This is a genomic window from Thioalkalivibrio sp. ALJ24 (assembly GCF_000377785.1).
GTDB lineage: Bacteria > Pseudomonadota > Gammaproteobacteria > Ectothiorhodospirales > Ectothiorhodospiraceae > Thioalkalivibrio.
Genome location: NZ_KB898726.1, coordinates 27,801 through 53,507, shown reverse-complemented (window position 1 = coordinate 53,507; position 25,707 = coordinate 27,801). Strand labels below are relative to the sequence as shown.

Annotated in this window: 24 protein-coding genes and 1 pseudogene; 7 read left to right on the top strand and 18 right to left on the bottom strand. The window is 68.7% G+C overall.

What is annotated here, in order from left to right; genetic code table 11:
• Window positions 1–16: 16 nt before the first annotated feature.
• Window positions 17–541 (bottom strand): DUF177 domain-containing protein, encoded by a 525-nt coding sequence (locus D571_RS0104315; RefSeq protein WP_026287571.1) that lies wholly within the window; start codon window positions 539–541, stop codon window positions 17–19.
• A gap of 288 nt (window positions 542–829) precedes the next feature.
• On the opposite strand from D571_RS0104315, the gene D571_RS0104310 reads away from it, so the two are divergent.
• The 5 genes from D571_RS0104310 to mltF all read left to right on the top strand — a co-directional run bounded on the left by D571_RS0104310 (window position 830) and on the right by mltF (window position 7,285).
• A complete protein-coding gene (locus D571_RS0104310; RefSeq protein ID WP_018935445.1) occupies window positions 830–2,248 on the top strand; it encodes an acetyl/propionyl/methylcrotonyl-CoA carboxylase subunit alpha in 1,419 nt (472 codons plus the stop codon).
• Between the two features lie 51 nt (window positions 2,249–2,299).
• Window positions 2,300–4,162, top strand: coding sequence for a sodium-extruding oxaloacetate decarboxylase subunit alpha (gene oadA / locus D571_RS0104305; RefSeq protein ID WP_018935444.1), 1,863 nt, complete (start codon window positions 2,300–2,302; stop codon window positions 4,160–4,162).
• A 3-nt stretch (window positions 4,163–4,165) separates the two neighbouring features.
• Entirely contained in the window at window positions 4,166–4,774 is a 609-nt protein-coding gene (locus D571_RS0104300) for a nucleoside triphosphate pyrophosphatase (RefSeq protein ID WP_018935443.1), read from the top strand.
• Between the two features lie 87 nt (window positions 4,775–4,861).
• The gene (locus D571_RS0104295) at window positions 4,862–5,722 is read left to right on the top strand and encodes a diiron oxygenase (protein WP_018935442.1); all 861 of its coding nucleotides are present in this window, start codon (window positions 4,862–4,864) and stop codon (window positions 5,720–5,722) included.
• Window positions 5,723–5,779: 57 nt separating this feature from the next.
• Complete coding sequence (mltF, locus tag D571_RS0104290) at window positions 5,780–7,285, top strand: membrane-bound lytic murein transglycosylase MltF (protein WP_026287570.1); 1,506 nt, start codon at window positions 5,780–5,782, stop codon at window positions 7,283–7,285.
• On the opposite strand, the gene D571_RS0104285 is transcribed toward mltF, so the two are convergent.
• The gene (locus D571_RS0104285; protein ID WP_018935440.1) at window positions 7,258–8,160 is read right to left on the bottom strand and encodes an NAD(P)-dependent oxidoreductase; all 903 of its coding nucleotides are present in this window, start codon (window positions 8,158–8,160) and stop codon (window positions 7,258–7,260) included. The genes mltF and D571_RS0104285 overlap by 28 nt on opposite strands.
• Window positions 8,161–8,218: 58 nt before the next feature.
• Here D571_RS0104285 and D571_RS0104280 point away from each other — a divergent pair, with 58 nt between their 5' ends.
• Both D571_RS0104280 and D571_RS0104275 read left to right on the top strand, forming a co-directional pair.
• Entirely contained in the window at window positions 8,219–9,088 is an 870-nt protein-coding gene (locus D571_RS0104280; protein ID WP_018935439.1) for a DMT family transporter, read from the top strand.
• A gap of 52 nt (window positions 9,089–9,140) precedes the next feature.
• On the top strand, window positions 9,141–10,400 hold the full coding sequence (locus D571_RS0104275) for an HD-GYP domain-containing protein (protein WP_018935438.1): 1,260 nt from the start codon (window positions 9,141–9,143) through the stop codon (window positions 10,398–10,400).
• A 6-nt stretch (window positions 10,401–10,406) separates the two neighbouring features.
• Here D571_RS0104275 and D571_RS0104270 read toward each other — a convergent pair whose 3' ends face one another.
• The 16 genes and pseudogenes from D571_RS0104270 to D571_RS14435 form a co-directional block, all read right to left on the bottom strand.
• Window positions 10,407–13,514: an efflux RND transporter permease subunit gene (locus D571_RS0104270; protein WP_018935437.1), complete on the bottom strand. Its 3,108-nt coding sequence runs from the start codon at window positions 13,512–13,514 to the stop codon at window positions 10,407–10,409.
• Window positions 13,511–14,860, bottom strand: coding sequence for an efflux RND transporter periplasmic adaptor subunit (locus D571_RS13565; RefSeq protein WP_018935436.1), 1,350 nt, complete (start codon window positions 14,858–14,860; stop codon window positions 13,511–13,513). Before D571_RS13565 ends, D571_RS0104270 begins: the two co-directional genes overlap by 4 nt.
• Window positions 14,857–15,636 carry a 3-deoxy-manno-octulosonate cytidylyltransferase gene (gene kdsB, locus D571_RS0104260; protein ID WP_018935435.1) on the bottom strand — a complete coding sequence of 260 codons (780 nt, stop codon included), beginning with the start codon at window positions 15,634–15,636 and terminating at the stop codon, window positions 14,857–14,859. Before kdsB ends, D571_RS13565 begins: the two co-directional genes overlap by 4 nt.
• Window positions 15,637–15,643: 7 nt before the next feature.
• Window positions 15,644–15,838 (bottom strand): Trm112 family protein, encoded by a 195-nt coding sequence (locus tag D571_RS0104255; RefSeq protein ID WP_018935434.1) that lies wholly within the window; start codon window positions 15,836–15,838, stop codon window positions 15,644–15,646.
• Between the two features lie 7 nt (window positions 15,839–15,845).
• Window positions 15,846–16,859, bottom strand: a complete 1,014-nt coding sequence (gene lpxK / locus D571_RS0104250) for a tetraacyldisaccharide 4'-kinase (RefSeq protein ID WP_018935433.1) — start codon at window positions 16,857–16,859, stop codon at window positions 15,846–15,848.
• 43 nt (window positions 16,860–16,902) lie between these two features.
• A complete protein-coding gene (locus D571_RS0104245; RefSeq protein WP_026287569.1) occupies window positions 16,903–18,051 on the bottom strand; it encodes a glycosyltransferase N-terminal domain-containing protein in 1,149 nt (382 codons plus the stop codon).
• Window positions 18,052–18,056: 5 nt separating this feature from the next.
• The gene (locus D571_RS0104240; protein ID WP_018935431.1) at window positions 18,057–18,497 is read right to left on the bottom strand and encodes a biopolymer transporter ExbD; all 441 of its coding nucleotides are present in this window, start codon (window positions 18,495–18,497) and stop codon (window positions 18,057–18,059) included.
• Complete coding sequence (locus D571_RS0104235; protein WP_018935430.1) at window positions 18,494–19,132, bottom strand: MotA/TolQ/ExbB proton channel family protein; 639 nt, start codon at window positions 19,130–19,132, stop codon at window positions 18,494–18,496. The genes D571_RS0104240 and D571_RS0104235 overlap by 4 nt, the downstream gene beginning before the upstream one ends.
• A 24-nt stretch (window positions 19,133–19,156) precedes the next feature.
• Window positions 19,157–20,482, bottom strand: a complete 1,326-nt coding sequence (rlmD, locus tag D571_RS0104230; RefSeq protein ID WP_018935429.1) for a 23S rRNA (uracil(1939)-C(5))-methyltransferase RlmD — start codon at window positions 20,480–20,482, stop codon at window positions 19,157–19,159.
• Between the two features lie 4 nt (window positions 20,483–20,486).
• Window positions 20,487–21,278, bottom strand: a complete 792-nt coding sequence (locus D571_RS0104225; protein WP_018935428.1) for a 3'-5' exonuclease — start codon at window positions 21,276–21,278, stop codon at window positions 20,487–20,489.
• A 7-nt stretch (window positions 21,279–21,285) separates the two neighbouring features.
• A complete protein-coding gene (gene cysM, locus D571_RS0104220) occupies window positions 21,286–22,194 on the bottom strand; it encodes a cysteine synthase CysM (RefSeq protein WP_018935427.1) in 909 nt (302 codons plus the stop codon).
• Window positions 22,195–22,320: 126 nt separating this feature from the next.
• Complete coding sequence (locus D571_RS0104215; RefSeq protein ID WP_018935426.1) at window positions 22,321–22,794, bottom strand: DsrE/DsrF/DrsH-like family protein; 474 nt, start codon at window positions 22,792–22,794, stop codon at window positions 22,321–22,323.
• An 86-nt stretch (window positions 22,795–22,880) separates the two neighbouring features.
• Entirely contained in the window at window positions 22,881–23,030 is a 150-nt protein-coding gene (locus D571_RS14220) for a hypothetical protein (protein ID WP_018935425.1), read from the bottom strand.
• Window positions 23,031–23,110: 80 nt separating this feature from the next.
• Window positions 23,111–24,682 (bottom strand): dynamin family protein, encoded by a 1,572-nt coding sequence (locus D571_RS0104205; RefSeq protein WP_018935424.1) that lies wholly within the window; start codon window positions 24,680–24,682, stop codon window positions 23,111–23,113.
• Window positions 24,683–24,727: 45 nt separating this feature from the next.
• A complete protein-coding gene (locus D571_RS0104200) occupies window positions 24,728–25,321 on the bottom strand; it encodes a hypothetical protein (RefSeq protein WP_018935423.1) in 594 nt (197 codons plus the stop codon).
• Between the two features lie 42 nt (window positions 25,322–25,363).
• Window positions 25,364–25,707, bottom strand: a pseudogene (locus tag D571_RS14435) (hypothetical protein); the annotation flags it as partial.

Genomic DNA, 25,707 nt, shown 5'->3' with positions numbered 1-25,707 from the left:
CGGGCCCGGTCCGCGGTCAGTCGTTGCGACCGGGCAGATCGTCCTTCAGGCCGGCGAGCACCGCGAACGGATTCTCGCGCCCCTCACCCGCGGCGAATTCATCCGCCCGGCCGGCGTCGCAGTCCTCGTGCCGCGGCACCAGCGGCCAGGCCAGCAGGATCTCTTCCTCGAGCCATTCATGCGGTCGCAGCAGGCCTTCGGCATCCAGCTCGACGAAGTCATCGCCGGCATCGAGCCTTTCGATGGATCCCTCGAGTGGCACCAGCACCGCATCGGGTGTCAGGTGAAACCGCCAGGCCATCGGCTGCAGGCAGCGCTGGCATTCGTGCCACAGCTCGCCCTCGATCGCCCCGGCCACGCGCAGCTCGCCCAGCGCGCCCCGTCGGATCTCGAAGCGCGCCACGACCCGCAGCGGATGGCCCGCGAGGGATTCGGCCCGCAGACGCGGGAAATCCGTGGCTTCCAGCGGTGCGTCCATGACGAACTCGCGTTGCTGGAAGCGAGGTTGCTGCGGATCGAGGGAAACGGGGACGCGGCTCATAAATCAGAATCTTGTATAAGGAAAACGCGGCTCCACGTGCACGTTCGTGCTCGCGTCGCAGCAGCCCGGGGACCGGCATGGCGGCCGTGGCCCAGTGATCCTCACCAGAGATGCCGCAATGCACAGGTTCGGCTACAGGCGCACCCGCGCGAATGCAGCGTTGCCCGGCGATTCCCGAAGGCGCGGATTATGCGCGCGTGCCGGAAATGCGTCAAACGGAAACAGAAACTTGCGGCCATCCCCCCACCATGTCGATACTGCGGTTTCCAGCCCGGCCCGGGAGCCGTCGTGGTCCGCAAACTCCTGATCGCCAATCGCGGCGAAATCGCCATCCGCATCATCCGCGCATGTCGTGAACTGGGCGTCACGTCCGTGGCCGTGTACACCGACGCCGACCGTCACGCCCTGCACGTGCAGCGCGCCGAGGAAGCCGTGGACCTGGGGCCGGATGCGGAATCCGGGTATCTCGACATCCCGCGGCTGATCCGGGCCGCACTCAGCGCGGGCTGTGATGCGGTGCACCCGGGCTATGGCTTCCTCTCCGAGAACGCCAGTTTTGCCGAGGCCGTCACCGCAGCCAGCCTGACCTGGGTCGGCCCGCCGGCCGCGGTCATCCGGTGCATGGGCGACAAGGTGGCCGCGCGTACCACCATGCAGGCGGCCGGGGTCCCGGTCACCCCGGGTTCCGACGGCAATCTTGCCGATGCCGGCGAGGCCCGCGCGGTGGCCGATCAGATCGGCTATCCGGTGATGCTGAAGGCCACCGGCGGTGGCGGCGGGCGCGGGATCCGGCTGTGCGAAGACGGGGCTGCGGTGGAACAACAGTTCGAGCGGGTGCGCTCGGAGGCTACGCGGGCATTCGGGGACACCGGGATCTTCCTCGAGAAGGCGGTGGTGAACCCCCGCCACATCGAGGTCCAGATCCTCGCCGACGCCGAGGGCCGTGCGGTGCATCTGTACGAGCGCGACTGTTCCATCCAGCGGCGTCATCAGAAACTGCTGGAGATTGCCCCCTCTCCGGCCCTGACGGCCTCCCGGCGCGAGGAGCTCGGGGCGCTCGCGGTGCGCGCCGCCGAGGCCGCGGGGTACCGCAACGCGGGAACGGTCGAGTTCCTCCTCGATCGAGACGGGTCGTTCTATTTCATGGAGATGAACACCCGACTTCAGGTCGAACATCCGGTCACCGAGGCGATCACCGGTGTCGATCTGGTTCAGGCCCAGCTGCGTGTGGCCGCCGGAGAGGCGCCGGGCTTCACCCAGGCGGACATCCGGCCGCACGGCGTGGCCATCGAATTCCGCATCAATGCAGAGGACCCGGCGAACGAGTTCCGCCCCGACACCGGCCGGGTCACCCGCTTCCTGCCGCCGGGCGGCCCCGGGGTCCGCACCGACAGTGCGCTGTACGACGGTTACGTGATCCCGCCGAACTTCGATTCGATGTGCGCCAAGCTGATTGTCCATGCCGATGACTGGACAGCGCTGCTGGCGCGCTGCGAGCGCGCCCTCGACGATCTGGAGCTGCGCGGGGTGCACCATACCGTGCCCTACCATCGGGCGATCCTCGCCGACCCGGATTTCCGCCACGGGGTGTTCGACACCGGCTTCATCCCGGCCCGACCCGGTCTGGCCCGGGTCCCGTCGCACTCCGACCCGTGCCGGCAGGCCGCCCTGGTGGCGGCGGCGGTCGTCGCTCACCACGGGCTGTAGCATCCGCGCCATGGCCGGCCCGTCCCTCATCCAGCCAACCACGGAGCGCCCATGGATCCCGTTCGTCTGACCGACGTGACCCTGCGCGACGGGCATCAGTGCCTGATCGCGACCCGCCTGCGAACCGAGGACATGCTGCCGGCCTGCGCGCAGCTGGACGCCATCGGCTTTCATTCCCTGGAGGTCTGGGGCGGCGCGACCTTCGATGCCTGCCTGCGCTATCTGGGCGAGGACCCGTGGGAACGACTGCACCGCCTGAAGGCCGCCCTGCCGCGCACCCCGCTGCAGATGCTGCTGCGTGGCCAGAACCTGCTGGGGTATCGCCATTACGCCGACGACGTGGTGCGGGCCTTTGTGGCGCGCGCAGTGGCCGGCGGCATCGACATCATCCGGATCTTTGACGCGATGAACGATGCGCGCAACCTGCGTGTGGCGATCGAGGCGACGCGCGAGGCCGGGGCTCATGCGCAGGGGACGCTCTGCTACACCACCGGGCCGGTGCACGACAGCGCCCAGTTCGTGGCGCTGGCCCGCGAGCTGACCGCCATGGGCGCGCAGAGCATCGCGATCAAGGACATGGCCGGCCTGCTCACCCCGCAGGCGACGCGCGAACTGGTTGGCGAGCTGGTGGAGGCCCTGGATGTCCCGGTACATCTGCATGCCCATGCAACCTCGGGTCTGTCCGAGCTGTGCCACTGGGAAGCGATCCGCGCCGGCTGCCGGCACATCGAAACCGCGCTGACCCCGTTCGCCGGCGGCACCAGTCACCCGCCCACCGAGAGCATGGTCGCCGCGCTGGCCGGCACCGAACACGATACCGGCCTCGACCTGGAGGCCCTGCAGGCCGTGGCCCGCCATTTCCACGAGGTACGGCCGAAATACCACCGGTTCGAGAGCCGCTTCACCGGGGTCGACACCCGGGTCCAGGTCAATCAGGTGCCCGGCGGGATGGTCTCCAACCTCGCCAGTCAGCTGCGCGACCAGGGGGCCCTGGAGCACTTCGATGCGGTGCTGGAGGAAGTCCCCCGGGTACGCGAGGATCTCGGCTACCCGCCGCTGGTCACTCCGACCTCGCAGATCGTCGGGACCCAGGCAGTGCTGAATGTGCTGGGCGGCGAACGCTACGCACGCATCACCAACGAGGTGAAGCGCTATCTCGGTGGTCATTACGGGCGGGCACCGGGTCCGGTCAACGAGGACGTGCGGCGCCTGGCCATCGGGGATGAGCCGGTGCTGGAAGAACGCCCCGCCGATCACCTGGAACCCGAGATGGAGCGGCTCACCACCGAGGCCGGCGAGCTGGCCGAATCGTCCGAAGACGTACTGACCTGTGCCCTGTTCCCCGAGATCGGCCGGCGCTTTCTTGCCGACCGCCGGGCCGGCACCCTCATGCCCGAGCCGCTGGAGGAAGCGGGTGATGACCGTCCCGGCTGCCCTGCCCCGCGGCATTTCCGCATGCGCCTGGACGGGCGTGACCACGAGATCGAGGTGCGCGGCAGCGGCACGGCCGGCGACGGCGCCCGCACCCTGTTCCTGAGCGTGGACGGGCGCCCGGAGGAGATCGACCTGCGGGTGCTGGACAGCGTGCACATGAACCCGGCGGCGTCCGGCGGCGGAATTGGCCATGGGCCGGCAGCGGTCGATGCGACGTCCGGGGCCGTGGCCGGGGACGCACCCGGCCCGGCCGACGTGACCACCACCATGCCCGGCACCGTGGTCGACATCCTGGTCGCCCCCGGCGACGCGGTGGCCGCCGGACAGGCGGTGCTGGTGATCGAGGCGATGAAGATGGAGTCGGAGCTGACGGCGCCCGCGGCCGGCACGGTCACCGCCATCCACTGTGAACGCGGTGCGGCGGTGGCGGCCGGGGCATTGCTGGTGGCGATCGACACCGCGGCCGCCCCGGAGACCTGAACCGTGTCGTACGCCGAAGCGCACCCTCGCACCCTGATCCTGGCCTCGGGCTCGCCGTACCGCGCCGAACTGCTGCAGCGGCTCGCAGTCCCGTTCACCACGGCCACCCCCGCGATCGACGAATCGCCGCGTCCCGGCGAGGACCCCGCGACGCTGGTGTGCCGCCTGGCCGAGGCCAAGGCGCGGGCCGCCGGCGCGGCGCACGCCGACGCCCTGATCATCGGCTCCGACCAGAACGCCGCCCACGACGGACAGATCCTCGGCAAGCCGGGAGACGAGGAACGGGCCCGCGCCCAGCTGGGCCGGCTGTCCGGCGGAACCGTGACCTTCCACACCGGGCTGTGCCTGCTGGACACCGCCACCGGCGAGGCGCGGGTCGAGGAGGTACCCTGCCGCGTGACCTTCCGCGACCTGGACCCCGCGGAGATCGCCGCCTACGTGCGCCGGGACCGGCCGCTGGACTGCGCCGGCAGTTTCCGTTCCGAGGGCCTCGGCATCAGCCTCTTCCAGCGCATGGAGACCGATGACCCCACCGCGCTGATCGGCCTGCCGCTGATCCGCCTGGCCGCCCTGCTGCGCGATGCCGGGATAGCGGTGCCCCCGCGGGACTGACCGCAGAACCGCCGCGGAGATTGGTCCGACGCCCGTTTGCGAGTATGATTCGCGCGATTGACCGCAGCCTTCACCCGGTGACCCCTGATGAACTCGTCGCAGGAGCTGCTCGACCATCTGAGCCGCAACAGCGCGCCCTACGAGGATCCTCTCCTGCGAGTGGACTGGGACGCGTTGTCCCTGGATGATTTCTGGATCCCGGAACCGGCCATCTCGCTGTACGGCACACCGGAGTACGATCAGCTGCCCGCGGCCATCAAGCGGCGTCTGTCGCAGTACGAGTTCATCTATTTCATCAGCGGTGCCCTGTGGCTGGAAGGCCTGTTCATGGAACGCATCGCGCGCATCTCCATGCACTCCGCCGACCGCCTCGACCGCCTCAACTACCGCCTGCACGAGCTGCGTGAAGAGGCCGGGCACAGTCTGATGTTCATCGAATTCATGCGCCGCAGCGGGCTGGAACTGCCAGTCCGCCGGTTCCCCAAGCCGCGCATGGCAACCCTGGTGGGCCGTTTTGCCCCGTTCGAATCCGCGATGTTCTGGATCGCGGTGATGATCGGCGAGGAGGTGCCGGACCGCATGAACCGGCTGATCCGCCGGCACCCGGATACGATCAGCCCCACGGTGCATGACGTGGTCACCGCGCACATGATCGACGAGGCGCGGCACATGGCGCATGCGCGTGATACCCTGGAGCAGCACATGGAGGGCCTGCCCGGCTGGCAGAAAGCGCTGTACCGGCCATTGATGCGCCGGGTGTTCCGCCAGTTCGTGCACGCCTTCTACTATCCCACCGCGGACATCTACCAGCTGGCGCGCCTGCCCGAGGGGCCGGACTACCGCCGTATCGCCCGCAACAATCCGCAGCGGGCCGCGTTCATCGATGACTGCGTGGACCCTGCGCTGCAGGTACTGCGGGAACAGGGCCTGGTCCTGCACTGGCGCTGACCCGCCGGCCTTCCGCCGGGCGTGTACTTCCGGGCGAGTTGACCTAAGATCCCGTCCATGCCCTCTCCTCGCCGTCTCCGTCCCGGAATCAACACGCGCCAGCAGATCGAGCTGAGCGTGTTCATCGTGCTGCTGGTGGCCCTGGCCCTGCGGGTCTGGCTCGATCCCGCGCCGGTGGTGGATCAGGTGCAGTTCCGCGAGGAGCTGCGGGTCGCCATCGTGGAACGTGACCTCGGGCGCTCCGACCTCGCCGACCACGGCGGTCGCGAGCAGCTGGAACTGGATCTCCTGGACCGCCTGGCCGCGCGCCTGGGAGTCACCCTGAAGATCCGCCGGGTGGAACGCCCGGAGGATGTCGAGGCCCTGCTGCACGCCGGCCGGGTCGATCTCGGCGCCGGCCTGCTGGTACCCCCGGACGAGGACAACGGACTGCGGGCCGGCCCGGAAATCGTCGACATGCAGCGGGTGCTGGCGTACTGGCAGGGTTCGGAACGGGGCGCGCCCCTGCTGTCGGTGCTGGAGATCCCGTCCGGGAGCCGCGTGGGCGTACCCCGGGGAACGAGCCTGCCGCCGGCCCTGCGCATCCCCGGCGAGTTCCCTGCCGAAGACAAAGAGGCAGATCGAGACGACGAGCGGGAAGCGATCGACCAACCTCCGGAGATCATCCCCCTGTCCGGCCCGGATGCCCTGCGTGAGGCCCTGGCCCGTGGAGAGGTTGACTTCGCGCTCCTGACCTCGCTGGAACACCGGCGCCTGCAGCGCCTGCACCCCGAACTGCGCACGGCCCACCGCATGGCCGAGGCGACCCCGGTGGTCTGGCTGTTTCCCTCACGGGGGGATGCCAGCCTGAAACGGGAGGCGGGCAGGCTGCTGGACGAACTGCGGGGAAACGGTGAGCTGGAACGGGTCCTCGACCGTTATCTCGGTCACCTCGAGACCCATGATCTGGTCGACACCCTCACGTTCGAACGCCGGGTGGACAACCGCCTCGAACGCTTCCGTGAACTGTTCGAGCGGGCCGGCGAGCAGTACGACCTCGACTGGCGGTTCATTGCGGCGGTCGCCTACCAGGAATCCCACTGGAATCCGGACGCCGTCTCGCCGACCGGGGTACGGGGCCTGATGATGCTCACCCGCAACACCGCACAGGATCTCGGGATCCCCGACCGAACCGACCCCGCCGACTCCGTGGACGGCGGCACCCGTTACCTGCTGCAGATGCGCGAACGCCTGTCGGAAAGCATCCCCGAGCCCGACCGCACCTGGATGACCCTGGCGGCCTACAACGTGGGACTGGGACACGTGAACGACGCCCGCGCGCTGGCCGCCGCCAACGGCGACGACCCGGACCGCTGGGTCGACGTGAAGCGCTGGCTGCCACGCCTCGCCGAATCCCGCTGGTACGAACAGACCCGCCATGGCTATGCGCGCGGCTGGGAGCCGGTGAGCTATACCCGGAACATCCGCAGCTACTATGACAAGCTGATGCAGCGGTTCCCGGAGCCCGGTGACCGCAAGGAGCCCGAACCCGAGGGCTACCGGGGCACGCCTCTGGCGCTGTAGCGCGCCAGCAGAGACACGTCGGCCTCGCCCCGGCCGTCGGCACACGCCGCATTCACCGCGTCCACGATACGCCGCACCCCGTCCAGCTCGAGGCCGGTGCGGCGTGCCAGCTCCGCCACGATGGCCGTATCCTTCTGGTACAGTCCCAGCTGGAAGCCGGGGGTGAAGTCATTGTCCAGCAGGCGCTGGCCGTGCACCTCGAGGATGCGCGAACCGGCGAAGCCACCCAGCAGCGCTTCGCGGATGCGGGCGGGATCCACGCCCTGCCCCTCGGCCAGGGCAAAGGCCTCGCCGATCGCCGCCAGGGTCTCGCCCACCACCAGCTGGTTGCAGGCCTTGGCGACCTGTCCGGCCCCGCTGTCGCCCACATGCGTGAGGGTGGAACCCACGGCTTCCAGCAGAGGCCGGACCCGATCGACTGCCTCCGCCGGCCCCCCGATCATCAGGCTCAGGGTCCCGGCTCGAGCGCCGGGCTCGCCGCCGGACACCGGGGCGTCGATGAACACCATGTCGTGCCCGGCCGCCGCCATCGCCAGTTCACGGCTGCGTACGGGTTCGATCGTGCTGTGATCGATCACGATCAGACCCGGGCGACCCCGGTCCAGCACCCCGCCCGGCCCTTCCATCAGGGCCGCGACATCCGGGGTGTCGGAAACATTGAGCACCAGCACGCGGACCCGCTCGAGCAGATCGGCGAAGTTCTCGTGCACCGTAGCACCCTCGGCGGCCAGCGCCCGGGCCTGCTCCGGGCGCCGTGCCCATACATGGACCTCGGAACCGGCCGCCAGCAGGTTGCGGGTCATGGGCGCGCCCATGATGCCCAGGCCGACGCAGCCCACCGGCTGCAGCGCGGCGGGGATCGCCGTCGATGACATCATGAAATCCTCGGACTGGAAGTCCCGGCAAGTTAGCAGAACAAACAAGGAGAGCGCATTGATCCGCAACCTCGGTACGCACGCCACCGGTGCCCTGTTCGCCTTCATCGGCGTGGTGGCCATCAGTTTCGACGGCCTGCTGGTACGTCTGGCCGACACCACCGCCCCGGACATCCTGTTCTGGCGCGGCCTGTTCATGGCCATCACGCTGACCGTGGTGCTGCGTCTGCTGAACGGACGCTGGACCTGGGCCTGCATGCGCCGCGGTGGCAGGGACGCCTGGTGGACCGCAGCCGGATTCGCCACCACCAATTACCTGTTCGTGCTCGCGGTCCTGCATACCACCGTGGCCAATGCGGTGGTGATTCTCGCGGCCTCGCCGCTGTTCGCGGCGCTGTTTTCCGGCCTGATTCTGCGCGAATGGATCCCGCTGCGGACCTGGATGGCCATCCTGGTCAGCCTGGCCGGCATCTTCGGCGTGTTCGCCGGTTCGCTGGAGACCGGCGGCTGGCTGGGGGACCTGTTCGCGCTGGGCGCGGCCATGGTGGTCGGGCTCAAGCTGACCCTGTTGCGCCGTTCGCCGCAGATCGATCGCCTCGCGGTGATCGCCGCCGGGGGCCTGATGGGCGCGGCGGTGGCGGTGTTCTTCGCCACCCCGCTGGCCGTCTCCGCGACCGGTCTGGCCACCCTGCTGCTGATGGGCGTGGTCCAGCTCCCACTGGCACTGGTGATGATCGCGCTTGCGACCCGCTATCTCCCGGCCGGGGAGGTTGCGCTGTTCCTGGTGCTGGAGGCGGTGCTGGGCACGCTGTGGGTATGGCTGCTGCTGGCCGAGGCCCCGGCGACGATGACCCTCATCGCCGGTACCGCGGTGCTCGTCACCCTTGCCCTGCACGCCCTGGCGAGCTGGCGTGACGAAGCGCGCTGAACCATGACCGGAACGGGTGCGCCCGGCCGTTTCAGGCATTAGACTCCCCTTCATGCAGGAACCCTCCGAACACGCCGGGCCACCCGATACCGAACACTTCGTTCACCACGTGACGCAGGTCGGGGAAACCCGTGACGTGCACACCCGCGAGGCGGTCTATAACGCCCACGGGCAAAAGTTGATCGAGGCCGGGCAACGGGTGGATCGGCGTCTGTTCGATCGGCTGACCGCACACAAGCTGCTGCGGCCACTGGATGCCAGTATCGACGTGGCCGCGCCGGTGGATCGTGAGGCCCTGCGCGCCACCGCCGAGCGCCTCGCCGAGGAAGACCCGCTGACACGCGCGCTGCTGGCCGTGACCTCACGCCCGCGTGAGGCAGTGGCCATGCCGGCCTCACTGGCGCTGGACCCCCTGCTGGCGGGCAAACTGTCCATTCTCCAGGAGCGCATGCCCGATGCCTTCGACCATGCGGTTCAGGTCGCGGTAGGCGCCAGTGCGCTGGGGATGGAACTGCGTCCCCCGGACACCGCCTTCGCCCGCGACCTGGCCACGGCCGGGCTGTTCCACGACATCGGCTATCTGCATATCGATCCCGCGATCTTCACCTCGCACGCCCCGCTGAGCGCGGAACAGGAGCGCCAGCTGCGCAGCCACCCGGTGATCGCCTGGCTCACGCTCAAGCGTTTCCCTGCGTGTCATCCGGGGGCCAGTCATGCGGTCCTGCAGCACCACGAACGTCTGGACGGGAGCGGCTACCCGCGCGGTCACGCGGGCGACGCGCTGGAACCGGCGGGTCGCTGCCTCGCAGTGATGGAGCTGGCCACCGCGCTGTGCGGGCGCCAGGACCCGGACGCATTCGCCGCCGTGCTCAAGGGGCACGCGGACCAGCTCGACAGCGCCGCGCTGCGGGTCATGCTGCAGGCCGTGGATCACTGTCCGGTGTATCCGGACGACGGCGCCACGACGCCGCAGGCGGACATTGACTGGTCCGCTCTGCGTGCCGCCATCGATTGCGTGGAAGCGGGCCAGGCGCTGCGTGAGCGGGCCGACCCTTACTGGGATGCCCTGCTGGGACGCCATCTCGATCCCCTGACCCGACTGCTGGACCGCGCCGGCCTGAGCGGCCTGCCGCTGGATCTGATCCGGGAAAGCGTCGCCGGCGACCCTTCCCTGCAGGTCGAGATCGAGGCCCTGCAGAACGATACCCGCTATCGCTTGCGGCTGCTGGCCCGCCAGCTGCATGACCCGGACGCGGCGCTGCCCGACGCAGTGCGCGAATGGTTGCCCAAGCTGCAGGATGCCGCCGGGTAACCGGCCTCAGGAGGTCGGGCGTGGCAGCCGGTGCAGGGTCGCGTATAGCACCGGTACCACTCCCAGGATCAGCACCGTCCCGGCGGCCAGCCCGCTCATCACCGCGATCGCCAGCGGCGCCCAGAAGGGCCCCGACAGTGCCAGCGGGATCATCCCGAGGATGGTGGTCAGCGCGGTCAGCAGAACCGGGCGGAAACGATTGACCGAGGCCTCGATCAGGGCGTCCAGCGGCTCCAGACCGCGGCGGCGCTCCAGCTCGGCCTGTTCCACCAGCACGATGGCGTTGCGCAACAGGATCCCGCCCAGGCTCATCGCGCCCAGCAGCGCGATGAAGCCGAACGGCTGGCGGAACAGCAGCAGCCCCGCGACCACGCCGACCACCGCCAGCGGAACGCTGAGTGCCACCACCAGGGTGTTGCGGAAGCTGTTGAACTGCCACAGCAGCAGGATCAGCATCAGCCCGATGACGATGGGCACCGGCGCCAGCACACTGGCCTGCGCATCGGCGGCAGCCTCGAACTCGCCGCCCCATTCGCGCTCCACCCGTTCGGCGTTGCCGGTTCCCTGCAGCAGCGTGTCGATCACCGGGTTTGCCTCGCGCACGAATCCGCTGGCGGTCGCCCCCGGGGCGAGATCCGCCTGCAGGGTTACCGTCGGCCGTCGGTCATGGCGCCAGATCACCGCCTCGTCGAACACCGGTTCCACCGCGGCCACCTGACCCAGCGGCACCGCCGCGCCGCCGTCACGCGGCCAGATCTCCAGGGTCTGCAGCTGCGCGAGATCGCGGCGCTCGTCTTCCGGGAACCGCCACAGGACCGGCAGGGCCTGATCGCCGTCGCGGAAGATGCCGATCGGCATGCCGCTGACACCGGCCTCCAGGGTCTCGGCCACCTCTGCGCTGGACAGCCCGGCCGCCCGTACCCGGTCCTGATCCACCTGCACGTCCAGCGTCAACGTGCGTTCGCGCCAGTCATGCCGAGGCCGCTCCAGGTCGGGGTGATCTTCCATCCACTCCAGCACGCGGTCGGCGGTGGCGCGCAGTTCGCCCCGGTCCTGCGGCCCGGAGAGGCGCAGCTCCACCGGATAGCGCACCGGTTCGCCCAGCTGCATCGGCCGCACCCGCGGGTCCGCACCGGGGAAACGCCCGTCCATCCATTCGCGGGTCTCGGCGATCACCTCGTGCAGCCGGTCCACGTCCGACACCTGCACCAGGATCTGGGCCAGGGCCGGGTTGGGAAGCTCGGGCATCATCGGCAGATAGAAGCGCGGCGAACCTTCCCCGATGAAGGCCGTATGGCTTTCCACCTCGGGGTGCTGCGACAGCCACGCCTCCAGCCGCGCCACATCGGCCGCGGTGGTCTCGATCCGCGTCCCCTCTCCCCTCCAGTGGTCCACCATGAACTGGGCCCGGTCCGCGGGCGGGAAGAAGATCTGCGGGATCAGGGCCGACGCCCCGACCGCGACCAGCATCAGTCCAGCCACCGCCGCCAGGGTCCGACGGCGATGGCGCAACATGGCCGTCAGCGCCTGACGGTACAGGGCCAGCACCCGGGCACCCGGGCCCGGCTCATCGGTATCGGATGGCTCGTCCCTGCGGGGCTGCGGCAGCCAGCGCCAGGCCAGCAGGGCCGTCAGGGTCACCGCCAGCAGCCAGGACAGGCCCAGCGCGATCGCCACCACCCAGAACAGCGAGCGGGTGAACTCGCCCACCAGAGTGGGCGTCATGCTGATCGGCGAGAACGCCAGGGCGGCGATCAGGGTCCCGATCAGCAGTGGTCCTCCGGTCTCGCTGACCGCCTCGCGCGCCGCCTGCAGTCGCTCGGTGCCGCGCTGGATGCGGGTCATCATCAGCTCGGCGACGACGATGGCGTTGTCCACCAGCATCCCCAGGACCACGATCAGGGCCCCCAGCGAGACCCGGTGCAGCTCGATCCCCGCCACCCACATCACGAAGAAGGTCGCCAGGATGGTCAGCGGGACGCCCATGCCGACGATAAGCCCGGTGCGCCAGCCCAGCGCCACCAGCAGCACCCCCAGCACGATGACCACGGCCGTGGCCAGGTTGCCCCCGAAATCGAGGATGGCCGCACGCACGGTCTCCGGCTGGAAGTTGACCGTGTCGATCTCGATCCCCACCGGACGATCCCCGCGCAACGCCTCGATGCGCTCCAGGACGTCGTCACCCAGGGCAACCACGTTGGTCCCCTCGGTCGGGCTCACCCCCAGCGCCACCGCCGGCTGGCCGTTATAGCGCAACATGCGTTCCGGCGGCTCGGCGTCACCGCGGTGTACTTCGGCCACATCGCGCAGCTGGAAACGCTCCCCGGTTTCGGGGTTGTGGATGGCCAGATTGCGGACGTCATCCACCGATTCGAACACCCCGGAGACGAACAGGCGCACGCGGTCGTCTTCCAGCTCGATCGCCCCGCCGGGCGCCACCACGTTCTGCCGTTCCAGTGCCTGGATGATCTGCCCCGGATGCAGGTCCAGCGCCGCCAGGCGGGCGCGCCGCGTCTCGACGAAGATGCGTTCGCCACGATCGCCGAACACCTCCGCCCGCGCCACCCCGGGCAGGCGCAGCAGTTCGCGCCGCAGTTCATCGGCATAGTCGTGCAGTTCGCGGTGGCTGTAGCCCTCTCCGTGGATCGCCATCAGGGTGCCGAAGACGTCGCCGTAGTCGTCGTCCACAAGCGGGCCGCGGATCCCGTCGGGAAGATCCGGCACCGCCGCACGCACGGTGCGTTCCAGCTCGTCCCAGACCTGACGCTGGGCCTGATCCCCCAGGGCCTCGTCGACGTGGACGAAGATCACCGACTCGCCGTGGCGGCTGACCGACTCGAGTTCATCCAGCTCGTCGAGCTGCTGGATATGGCGCTCCAGCACCTCGGTGACCTCCTCCTCCACCCGGGTGGCCCGGGCCCCGGGGTAGCCGGTCTGCACCAGCGCGGTGGGGACGGTGAACTCGGGATCCTCGAGCTTGCCCATGTCGATGAACGCCCAGGTCCCGCCAAGCACGAGCAGGGCAGTCAGGAAGACCACCAGGCGGGCACGCTGGATCGCCCAGGTCGCGGCATTGAACCCCGTGCCGGCGCTGTCTCCGCCGGGGGGTGTCACCGCGGGTCGCCCCCGTCGTCGGGATGGCGGATGCGCCCGGAGGTCGGGACGTCGTCATTGAAACGGCGGGTGCGTTGCCCCTCGCGCAGTTGCCCCGCACCGGCCGAGACCACCTCGTCTCCCGGTTCCAGATCGCCCTGAACCCGAACCCCGAGGCTGTCGGTGCCCAGCACCTCGACCTGCCGTGGCGCCACCCGCCCGTCTTCCGGGTCACGCACCCACACCGCGTGTCTTCCGTCGTGCTCCACCAGCGCCGAGGGCGGGAGCATGATCCCCTCACCCGACTGCGGTCGGGCACGGAACATCACCTCGGCGGTCATCCCCGGCAACACCCGATCGGGCACAACGGCCGTCGCCGGTAGGGTCAGCGGGTGGGGGGGCTCCAGCCGGACCTTGACCGGGTAGGTCTGACGCCCCGGCAGCACATCCACGCCCACGGAACGGATGTGTGCAGCGAAGCGAGTGCCCCCCAGTGCCGGAATGCGGACTTCCACCGCCTCCAGCCGGTCCCGCCACGCCAGCAGGCCTTCGGGCACCCCCACCTCGACCTCGATGGCATCCAGATCCTCGAACAGGATGACCGGATGATGCGCCTGCACCGGCTCGTGCGGTTCCAGATCCCGCTCGGCGACGAAACCGGTGAACGGGGCCTTCAGCTCGCTGTCCCCCAGGGCATCCCGGGCCTGATCCAGCTGGGCCTGCAGGCGGCTGATCCGGCCGCGCGCCGCCTCGCGCTCCTCCTCGCGACCACCCGCCCGCGCGATGGCCAGGGCCTCCCGCGCCGAACGCCGGTCGGCCGCGGCCTCGCGCAGGGAACGCCGCGCGCGGTCGTATTCCGACTGGCTCACGTGACCGTCTTCGCGCATGCGCGCCACGCGGCGGTATTCGGATTCGGCCTGCTCCTCGCGCGCCTCGGCGGCCTCCAGCGCTGCTTCCAGCTGACGCCGCTCCTCCTCGCGCGCGCCGCGCTCCAGCATCAGCTGTTCCGCGCGCGCCTCCACCAGGGCCCCTTCCAGTTCACGCACGCGGCGTTCGAAATCGCGCGGATCCAGACGTGCCAGACGTTCGCCCTGCTCCACGCGGTCGCCCCGCTCCACGTCCACGGCCTCCACCACGCCGCCCACCCGGAAGGCCAGCCAGGACCGCTCCGCGGCCTGCGTCCGCCCCGAGAAACGCCGCTGGACCAGGGCATCCTGTTCACCCACGGTGACCAGTTTGACCGGGCGTTCCGGTTCCGGACTTTCCCCGGGGTCGTCCGTGCACCCGCCCAGCAACAATGCCATCGGCAATGCCAGCAGCAGGGCACCCGCTACCCGCCGCACCGAGCCGGAGTACCACCCGTTCATGAGTCCGCGGCCCCGGCCAGGGCGGCCTCCACGCGCTGTACATCGGCCGGGGTATCGACACCGGGCGGATGAGCCTCGCCGCGAAGCCCAACCCGGATATAGGCACCCATCGCAAGCGCCCGCAGTTGCTCCAGCTGTTCCAGTTGTTCCAGACGCGAAGGTGCGGTCGCACTCATGCGCCGCAGGAAGCCGGCACGATAGGCATACAGGCCCAGATGACGTACGGCGGCGGACGTATCGGGCGCGCGCCCGGCGCGCTCCGCCTCACGATCGAACGGGATGGGAGCGCGCGAGAAATACAGTGCCCGACCCCGGTCGTCGGTCACCAGCTTGACCTGGTTGGGGTCATGCAGATCCGCCGGGCTTGTCAGTGGTACCCCCAGGGTCGCCATCTCGGCCTCCGGGCTTTCCGCCAGCAGAGCCGCCAGATCGTCCAGCAGGTCTCCGGGCGTCAGGGGTTCGTCTCCCTGCAGATTGACCACCAGAGATTCGTCGCCCCAGCCCTCGGCGGCCGCAACCGCGGCGATGCGGTCGGTCCCCGAGGGCAGGTCCGCGTCGGTGAACACGGCTTCCGCGCCAGCGTCGCGCGCGACCCTCAGCACCCGTTCGTCATCCGCCGCCACGATCACGCGACTCGCCCGACTCTCGCGGGCGCGCTCGACCACGTGCGCGATCAGCGGACGCCCGGCGATCGGGACCAGCGGCTTGTCCGGCAACCGACTGGACGCCAGCCGCGCCGGGATCACGACAACAAACGGATCTGTCCACGGGGCCATGCCGGGCTCACACGTCGCGCCAGCGTTCCTTTTCCTCGTCGGACATGCGTCGGGCCTCGTCCACCAGCATCACCGGGATCTCGTCCCGGATGGGATACGCGAGGCCGGCCTGGACCGAGATCAGTTCCTGATTCTCGCGGTCGTACTTCAGCGGGCCCTTGGTCTCCGGGCAGACGAGGATGTCGAGCAGGCGGTTGTCCATGTTGTACTTACCCCAGGTGGCGGAGCCGGATGCTGGTCGTCAGACGCTGCAGCAGGGCCGGCTCGAAAGTGGCTGGAAGGCTGGCCGCCACGGGCCAGTACCAGTGGCGGGATTGCGCGAACGACCGGCATTTTACGGCATCCTTCTCGGTCATCAGAACCGGCAGATCATCATCGAACTGCAGATCGCGCGCGCGAAAGCGGTGGTGGTCAGGGAACGGGTGACGGATGGCATAGATCCCGCGCTGTTCGAGCATGGAGAAGAAACGCTCCGGATCCGCGATCCCGGCGACCGCGTGCACCTCGCGACCACCCAGCATCCGCGGACGCATGGTCTCGTCGCTGCCGTCCACCCGGCGCAGGCGCGAAGCCGGTACCAGCTGCATCGGGATCTCGCCGCCGGCGGGCTCCCCTCCGGTGCGCACAATGAAATCCGCGCGTTCCCGCGCCGCGCGCGGCTCGCGCAATGGCCCCGCAGGCAGGCACAGACCGTTCCCCAGTCCCCGCCGTCCGTCCACCATCAGCACGGTCAGATCGCGCGGCAGGCGGTGATGCTGCATGCCGTCGTCGGCAATCACCACGTCCGCCCCGCGCTCGGCCAGCGCCCGCGCCCCGCGCACGCGATCGCGATCCACCTGTACCGGAAGCCGGGTCCGGCGGGCCAGCAGGACTGGCTCGTCCCCGACCTCGCGCGGATCGGAGCCCGGATACACCGCCTGTCCGGCATCGCCCCGCCGCCCATAACCACGCGAGACGATCCCCGGCCGATAGCCGGCTTCGGTCAGGCGCCGGCCGAGCCAGTCGGTCATCGGCGTCTTGCCGCTGCCGCCGACCGTCAGATTGCCCACCACGATCACGGCCTTCAGCGGCAGCCGGGTATTGCGTCGCACGTCTTCCAGACGCATGCGGTTGTACTCCGCCAGCCCCGCGTACGCCAGCGACAGCGGATACAGCGCGGCGGCCAAAGGGCCCCGTTGCATCCACTGGCGCCACCACCATTCACTGAGCCAGGCCCCGTTCATCGGCGGACTCCCTTCCCCGTGGATCGATCACGGCCGACGGACGTCACCAGTCCCACACCTCCGCCAGCAGCGTCTCGAAGTGCGCGTCCACGCGCCGGCGCTCGTCCCAGAAACGCCGGCGCGCGGCATCCCCTCGCTGACGGCGCACCGCCGCATCATCGCGCAGCGACGCCCAGCCGGTGAATACCTCCGCCGGGTTGGCATGGACCTCCACCGGCAGCTCGAGCGTACCGTGTTTCCCCACACTGACCGCGGAACCGCCGGCCAGGGCCTGCCACAGCACGCGCGAACCGGGGGCATCCAGATGAACCGCCTGCGCCGCACTGGCGGCCGCGGCAAACCAGCGCGGATCGTCCAGCTGCAACACGTCTCCGGGGGCACGCGGTTCGCGGTCCCATTCGCTGACGCGCAGCGTACGACCGGCAAGCGGTTGTTCCGGATCGTCCTCCACGCTGGCCAGCAGGATGTCTTCGGCGGCGAATCCGGACGCCTGCCAGGCCTCGTGCCAGGCCGGCCAGGCGCCCCGAGTCCCGTGCCACCACCACAGGCGCCGCACTTCGCCCCCCACCAGCGAGCGCAGCACGACATCCGCCTGAGCCTCGACGAATCGTGCCATCGGATCCGCCGGTTCCAGCCAGCGCGGGGACACGGCCTCTCCCGTCGCATCGTTCCAGCGTCGCTGCTCGTCCGGATCACGCGGCCATCCGAGGACCGGACCCCGGGTGGGCGCCGGGTCCGGCGGCGCCGCGTTCACCGCGATCACCGGCGCGGCGGCGGCCTCCAGCAAATGGCGCGGGGCCATCCCGCCCGCAAGGATGATCCCCGCCGGTTGAAAGCGCTCCAGCACTCGGCGCACCACGCGCGGTCGGTCACAGGGTCCGTAGCCCACGCCCACCTTGCGAAATGGCTGCATGTGACGTTCGAACAGCTCCGGCCAGTCACGCTCGAAGGTGAGCACAATGCGCACGTCCTGCCGCTTGTGACGCACGAACCCCAGGAGCTCGATCCCCAGCCGCAGGCTTTCCGCGTCCGCCCCGGCGCGGATCCAGATCAGCCGCCCGCGCTCCTGCGGCGGGGTCAGGAATCCCAGCCGCGCACGCGCACGGGTGCGTTCCCCGCGCCGCCAGTCCCGCGCGACACCGCGCCAGACCCCCAAAAGGCCAGCATCGTATCCGGGCTCCGTCGCGTACATCGCGCTCAGTCGTCCGCGCCGCTGCCGTCGTCGCCCAGAGTGGCGATCGACACCGCACTGATCCCCAAACGCCCCACGACGTCCAGAGCGCGCACAACCGACTGGTGGCTGGCGCTGGCATCGGCGCGGATCACCACGGGGTCGTCCCCGCGGACCTCCAGCACCTCGCCCAGGACCTGCTCCAGGGTCTCGGAGCGGCGGTTGACCAGCTCCTGGCCATCCACGAAATAGTGGCCGTCGGCATCCACCACGATGTCGATCCAGGCGCGGTCGTCCACCTGTTCGGCCTCGCGGTCCGCCGACGGGAGGGTGATGTCGATATCCGCGTGGCGGTCGAACGTGGTGGAGACCATGAAGAAGATCAGCAGCAGGAATACGACGTCAATCAGCGGCGTGAGGTTGACGCCGGGTTCCTCCTCGCGCCGGTTGCGCGGGCGGAAATTCACGCCTGCCCCCCGGCCTCGACGCTGCTGGCGCTGCGTTCGCCGTGCATGATCTCCACCAGTTTGGTGGCCTCCTGCTCCATCTCCAGCACCAGCTCGTCGATCCGGCCGCGGAAATACCGATGGAAGATCAGGGCGGGGATCGCGATGCCGATCCCGGTGGCGGTAGTGATCAGGGCCTGGGAGATGCCGCCGGCCAGATCCCGCGGACTGCCGACACCGATCTCGGTCACCACCGTGAACACCTCGATCATCCCCACCACCGTGCCCAGCAGCCCCAGCAGCGGGGTGATCATCGCGATCGTGCCCAGGGTGTTCATGTAACGCTCGAGTTCATGGGTGACGCGGCGACCCGCCTCCTCGATGCTCTCCTGGGTGATCTGGCGAGTGCGGTCATGGGTCGCCAGACCGGCGGCCAGCACCGCGCCCAGCGGCGAGTTCTCGCGCAGCCGTTCGATGTCCTCCATCGACAGCCCGTGCTCGCGCATCTGTTCCCACACGCGGCCCAGCAGCCCGCGCGGAACCACCCGCCCGCGGCGCAGCGAGATGAAACGCTCCAGCACGATCGCCAGCGCCAGCACCGAACACAGCAGGATCGGCAGCATCAGCCAGCCGCCACTTTTCACGATCTCGAGCATTCACTGCCTCCTTGAAAACCGCCCTCAGGATCGAGCGAAGACGGCCATGGATTCCACATGCGCCGTATGCGGGAACATGTCCATGATCCCGGCGCGCTCCAGCCGGTAGCCATGATGATGTACCAGGCGTTCGGCGTCACGCGCCAGGGTCGCCGGGTTACAGGACACGTAGACCAGACGTTCGATTCGGCGCGGCCCCAGCGCCTCCACTGCAGCTGCGGCGCCGGTACGGGGCGGGTCAAGCAGAACCCGGTCCCAGTCCTCGTGCAGCCAGTCGGCCCGCGTCAGCGCCTCGGCGTCGTCCAGATCGGCGCGTGCATAGCGGGTGTTGCGGATGCCCTGCCCGCGCGCATTGTCCGCCGCCCGCGCGAGCATCGCGTCATCCACCTCGATCCCGGTCACCTCGGCCGCCCGGGTGGCCAGTGGCAGGGTCAGGTTGCCCAGCCCGCAGAACAGGTCCAGCACCCGATGGTCCGGCTCCAGCTCCAGTGCCGCTACCGCCTGGCGCACCATGGCCCGGTTCACCTCGGGATGAACCTGGACGAAATCCATGGGCGTGAAACCGATTTCCACGCCAAAATCCGGGTGCCGGTAGACCAGGGGCATGTCCGGGCCTGCGAGATGCACCACCGTCTCCGGCCCGCCCGACTGCAGGAACACGTCGATGCCTTCCCCCTCGGCCCAGGTCGTCAGGCGCGCCTGATCCGCCTCGTCCAGCGGGTCGAGGTGACGGAACACCAGGGCCACGCGGTCGTCGTCATCCACGCCGACCTCGATCTGCGGGATCCGGTCACGGGCCTGCAGGCCGTCCAGCAACTCCCGCAGCGCACGGATGCGGTGCCCCACCGCCGGATGCAGCACCTCGCAGTGGTCCATCTCCGCCAGATAGGGACTGCCGCGTTCGCGAAATCCGACCAGGGTCCCGCCCTTTTTCGGCACGTGCTTGGCGCCCAGCCGCGCGGTACGCCGATAGCCCAGGGTTGCCCCCGTCAGCGGCTCGAACCGCGCCTCGGGGGTCACGTGCCCGATGCGTTCCAGCGCGTCGAACAGGGCCTGTTCCTTGATCCCGCGCTGCAGCTCGACCGAAGCGTGCTGCAGCTTGCAGCCGCCGCACAGGCCGAAGTATGCACAAGGCGGATCCACCCGACCGGCAGCGGGCTCGAGCACCTCCACCACCTCGGCCAGATCGAAACGGCGCTTGCGCCCGGTCTGCACCGCGCGCACCCGTTCGCCGGCCAGTGCCCCGTGCACGAAGCAGGCCTTGCCGTCGCGACGGATCACACCCTGGCCATCCAGCGTCACGTCCTCGATCACGGCTTCGAATGGGGTGCGGTCGAACTTTTTGCTCATGCCGTCAGCCCCGCCAGGCTTCGAGGAATTCGAGGTGATGTTCGGCCGGGCTGGCGGCCAGGTAATCCGCCAGCTGGTCCTCCCGCGCGTTCAGGGCATCGTCGGTCAGATGGCCACGCATGTGCTGGAACCGCAACCACACCAGATAGGTATTGAGCACGTCGTGTTCCACGTAGTCGTGGATCTCGCCGGCGCGCCCGTCACGCCAGGCCGGCCAGACCATGGATCCGTCCATGCCCAGTTTGCCGGGAAAGCCCAGCAGACTCGCCATGGTGTCCAGGCCGGTCACCGCCCGGCCCTGGAAGCCCGCGAGCACGTCCATCAGGTCGACGTGGCGCCAGTGGAAACGCGAGAGGTAGTTGTTGTAACGGAACTCGCGGTCGTCGTCGCCCTGTTCCCAGTAGCGCGGCGCCTGCACGCCGTTGACCAGCGCGCGGTAATGCAGCACCGGCAGGTCGAAACCACTGCCGTTCCAGCTCACCAGGGTCGGGGTGCGCTGGTCGATCACGCCGAAGAACTGGCGCAGCAGCTCGGCCTCGTCCGGCGTGTGCCCGTCCTCGCCGTCGCGCCCGAAGGCCGACAGCTTGAGCGCGTCCCCGCCCTGATACAGGACGCCGATGGACACGATGCGGTGCAGCGGGTGGCGCAGGAATTCCGAGCCGGTCTGCGCCCGACGCATCGCGAACAGCGCATCGGCGACCTCCCGGTCGGTCAGGCCGTCAAAGTCGTGCAGCCGGCGCGCGCCCTCGATATCGGGCACCGTTTCCAGGTCGAAAACCAGTACGGGAGCGGACATGCCTGCCTCAGTCGGGATAGACGCCGGTGGAGATATAGCGATCACCACGGTCGCAGATGATCGCCACGAAGGTCCCGCCCTCGACCTGCGCGGCCAGGCGCAGGGTCGCCGCCACCGCGCCGCCGGAGGAGACCCCGGCGAAGATGCCCTCCTCGGCCGCCAGCCGGCGCATGGTGGTCTCGGCCTCTTCCTGGGTCACGTCCACCGTGCGGTCCACGCGTGCGGCGTCGAAAATCGTCGGCAGATACGCCTCCGGCCAGCGCCGGATCCCCGGGATCGACGCGCCCTCTCCGGGCTGCACGCCGACGATCTCGATCTCCGGATTGCGTTCCTTCAGGTAGCGCGAGACCCCCATGATGGTCCCCGTGGTGCCCATGGACGACACGAAATGGCTGACCGTACCCTCGGTGTCGCGCCAGATCTCCGGCCCGGTGCCCTGGTAATGGGCATCCGGGTTGTCCGGATTGCCGAACTGGTTGAGCAGGACGCCCTCGCCCGCATCCGCCATGCGCTGCGCCAGGTCCCGCGCCCCTTCCATGCTCTCCTCGCGCGACACCAGCCTGAGCTCCGCGCCATAGGCCTTCATCGATGCACGCCGTTCGGCCGACATATTGTCCGGCATGATCAGGACCATGCGATAGCCCTTGATCGCCGCCGCCATCGCCAGCGCGATCCCGGTATTGCCCGAGGTGGCCTCGATCAGCGTGTCGCCGGGGCGGATGTCGCCACGCTGCTCGGCCGCCCGGATCATGTTGACCGCGGGACGGTCCTTGACCGAGCCGGCGGGGTTGTTGCCCTCGAGCTTGACCAGCACGGTCGACGGCAGATCCGCGGCCAGACGCTGCAGGCGCACCAGCGGCGTGTTGCCGACAAAGTCCTCGAGGGTGGGGAAGGAATCAGGGTGCAGTCGTTTCATGGCCGCAGAGTATAACGGCTCGCGCCGGGCTTGCGGGTCCGCGCCCCGTACGACGGGCACGGTTCACACAAACAAAAAGGCCCCGGAGAATCCTCCGGGGCCCCGACGGCCAACGGGCCGTGGCCTTTACATGAACAGGCAGATGTCGGAATCACCCGCAAATTCGAAGAATGCCGCCGCCCCGGCATATTCCACGCCGTCGATGAAATGACTGGTGTCCATCTCGAACAGGTCGACCGTCATCTGACAGGCGATCATGCGCACCTCGGCCTCCTGGCAAAGCTCGCGCAGATCCTCCAGATCGGAGACCCCCTTCGCCTTCATCTTGTTCTTCATCATCACGGTCATCATCTTCTGCATGCCAGGCAAGGCCTGCAGCAGCACCGGCATGGGCATTGGCATGGGCATGCCCGGATTGCCCAGCGAGGTCACCTGCAGATCCAGCTTCTTCTCCAGCAGCTTGAGACCGTAGAAGGTGAAGAAGATCTCGCATTCGTAACCCAGGGCCGCCGCGGTAGAGGCCAGGATGAACGGGGGATAGCCCCAGTCCAGGCTGCCCTTGGTTGCGATGATGGCCAGTTTCTTCTGTTCGTCGCTCATTGAGTCTTCCTCCTGTTGTTATACATGGCGAGGCCGGGGAGCGCCCCCCTGCGCCCCCCGGCCCCGAACGCCTCTAACTGCGGGTGTCAGTTCCCGGCATTCTGGCGGCCGCGCCGCCAGTCCCGGATGAAGGCGCAACCCGCGCAAATGCCCAGGGCAGCAAGACTGGCCCAAATCGAGATCGGCACCAGAATCATCGCCAGAACAAACATGACCCACGCCAGCACGGTCATCATCGTTCTCCTCCTTCGGTGCGAACGGCGCAGACCGTCCGGGGACCGCATTGTTGTTGTCGGCGGCCTCGGGCAACCGAAGCCTACCGCGTTCCGCTGCTCCCTGCATCACTGCTCTCGCCGGCCGCCTCCGTGGCCGTACCGGGTTCCGACGCTGCCGGCCGTGTGGCCGGTTCCGCCGGGCGATGGACATCGGCCGCCGAGGCCCGGCCACTGCCGGGGTCCACGGGGCTGGCGTCCACGAACTGGTTGTTGAGTTTCTGGATGTAGGCCTCCGCCTGATCACGCAGGCGATGCAGCCGTGCCCGACTCCGCCGCCCCAGACCGCGCGGCCCGCGGGCGAACAGGAAACGCATCGGCCGGGTGCTCTTGAGGAACGCCGCCTGCCAGTTTCCGGCGGCGGATTCCTTGGGCAGTTCCCGCGCAATCCGCCGCGCCAGCCAGTGCCGATTGAAGAAATGGATACCGCCCAGCGCGGCGGCGATCAGCACGGCCCCCAGCGACGTCCAGGCCGGGTTGTCGAGCAGGGTCTGCCACACCCGGCCGTCCAGCCAGGGACCCAGCCCGTCGGTGGCCTGATACGCGGCCACTGCAAGCAGGACGACCAGCAGGCCCATCATGCCGGCGTCGAACTGCAATACCCGCCGACGCCAGCGGTCAAGACTGCGCTTGATGGCCGGGAGTGCGTCCATCTCGATCGATTCGGCGATCGCCTGCAGGGCGCCGATGATGCGATAGGAACGCGAAGAGCTGATCTCCCGGATCTTGGCGTGGATCTCTTCGCGATCCTGGGCCGATTTCTCCTGATAACGGCTGCGTACCTGCGGGTCTTCGATCTCGACGGCGCCACTCTCGTTATAGATGCAGTAGAACCGCCCGGTCGCATTGCCCTGACGCACAACCGCGCGCTGCCACGCGGCCACCACTTCCTCGAGGTTGTCCTCGCGCCAGGTGGTGTCGATCTGGTTGAGGATGAACACCAGCTTGGTGAAGTCGTTGCGTTCGGCCACGCGATTGACCAGGTGCTCGAGGGTGTCTCGCATGGCGCCGGGTTCGGGGTGTCGGGCGTCGAAGAACACCAGCACCAGGTCCGACAGGTCGATGATGTGATCGGTCAGCTGCAGGATGGTGGTGCGCTGCTCGTCGGCATCGAATCCGGGCGAGTCGATCAGGATCCGCCCGCGCAGCTGCTCCGAGCGTGCGGTTTTCATCGCCAGGAAATGATCCACCGTACGGCCGCCACCATCGGTAATGCGTTCGATCTCGTCGGACACCCGATAGAACGGGAATCGCGGGTCCCCGTCCAGCGCCAGCCCGGGTAGCTCCTGAACCCGTTCGCTGCCGCCGTAGGAAATCACGGTGAATTTGTCGTCCACCGCCTGGCTGCCGCTGCGCTGTACCGTATCGCCCACGAACTCGTTGATGAACGTGGACTTGCCGGAGGAGAAGGTTCCCAGCACCGAGATCATCGGCCACCAGGAAATGGTGAAGGCGTAGGACTCCTCTTCCGGGTCCAGCAGACCCGAGGCATATCCGACACGATCCAGTTCCCGAAACGGGTTGACCACACCCTCGAGAACCGGGTTTTCCTCCGCCAGACGATCGCTCAGGAGCTTGAGCTGCTTGCGGACGCGGCTGCCAGGTCGATTGAACATTCCGATCTCCGTATTGATTCGGGTCCGGACCGAACGCCGCTCCCGCTACTGCGGGCCCGGACTCGGACGGTAGTGGCCGCCCGAGCCCGGATATGGGCCGCCCTGCCCCGAGAATGGGTTGAACATGTTCATCATACCCATAGGACCGCCCACGTTGCGATTCAGGCTCCACATGTCACGTTGCATACCGATCACGGAACCGGCCATGACCTCGGTATCCTGGGTCATGGACGAGATATCCGTGCTCATCTTCGCGATGTCTTCGTCGATGGACGCGATTCCCTGCTCCATCCCTCCCATCGTTCCGGCAATCGTCGCCATATGGCCCTCCATCTTCGTCGTACTACCGGAAATCTCCACCATGTGGCCCTCCATTGCATCCATGTGGCGCACAATCGCCGACATGTCACGATCCACCACCCGTGGCACCTCGGCGATCTCGACGGTCAGCTGGGAAACGTCCCGGGTCAGGCTGGTGATCAGCCAGAAACCGTACACCGCCAGCACGGCGAATGCGGCCAGTGAGGCGTAAACGATCAGTTCGAGGCGATGGGCCCGCCTCTGCGCGTCAGTGGCCTCCTCCTTTACTTCGCGATAGTCTTCTTCGTGCTCGAAAGAGTTTTCGTGGTTGTTAGTCATGCGAACTCCCGTGATCGCCGCAGGTAATCGGCCCGCTTCCAGTCACCGATTCGGGCGGAAGCGGTCCAGGTGGGCGGCACCATCGGGATGGTGGCGTCCATAGATCGGGCGCAGGGGTTCGATCCACGCCGGCCGTTCTGACGCGGGGAGCTTTTCCAGCGCCCGGTCCCAGGTTTCCATGGCAGTAGCCACGTCTCCCCCGGCGTATTGCAGATTTCCCAGTTCGCCCAGCACGTCAACGCGCGCCCGGCTGTCCTCGGGCAACTGGTCGAGGCCTTCGCTCAGGATCTCCTGCGCGGCCTCGCGCCCCTCCGCTCTGAAAGCGGCTCGTGCCTCGGCCAGGAGTGTGGCCGGGTCGGCCTCTTCCCGCTCGGCCTCTTCCCGCT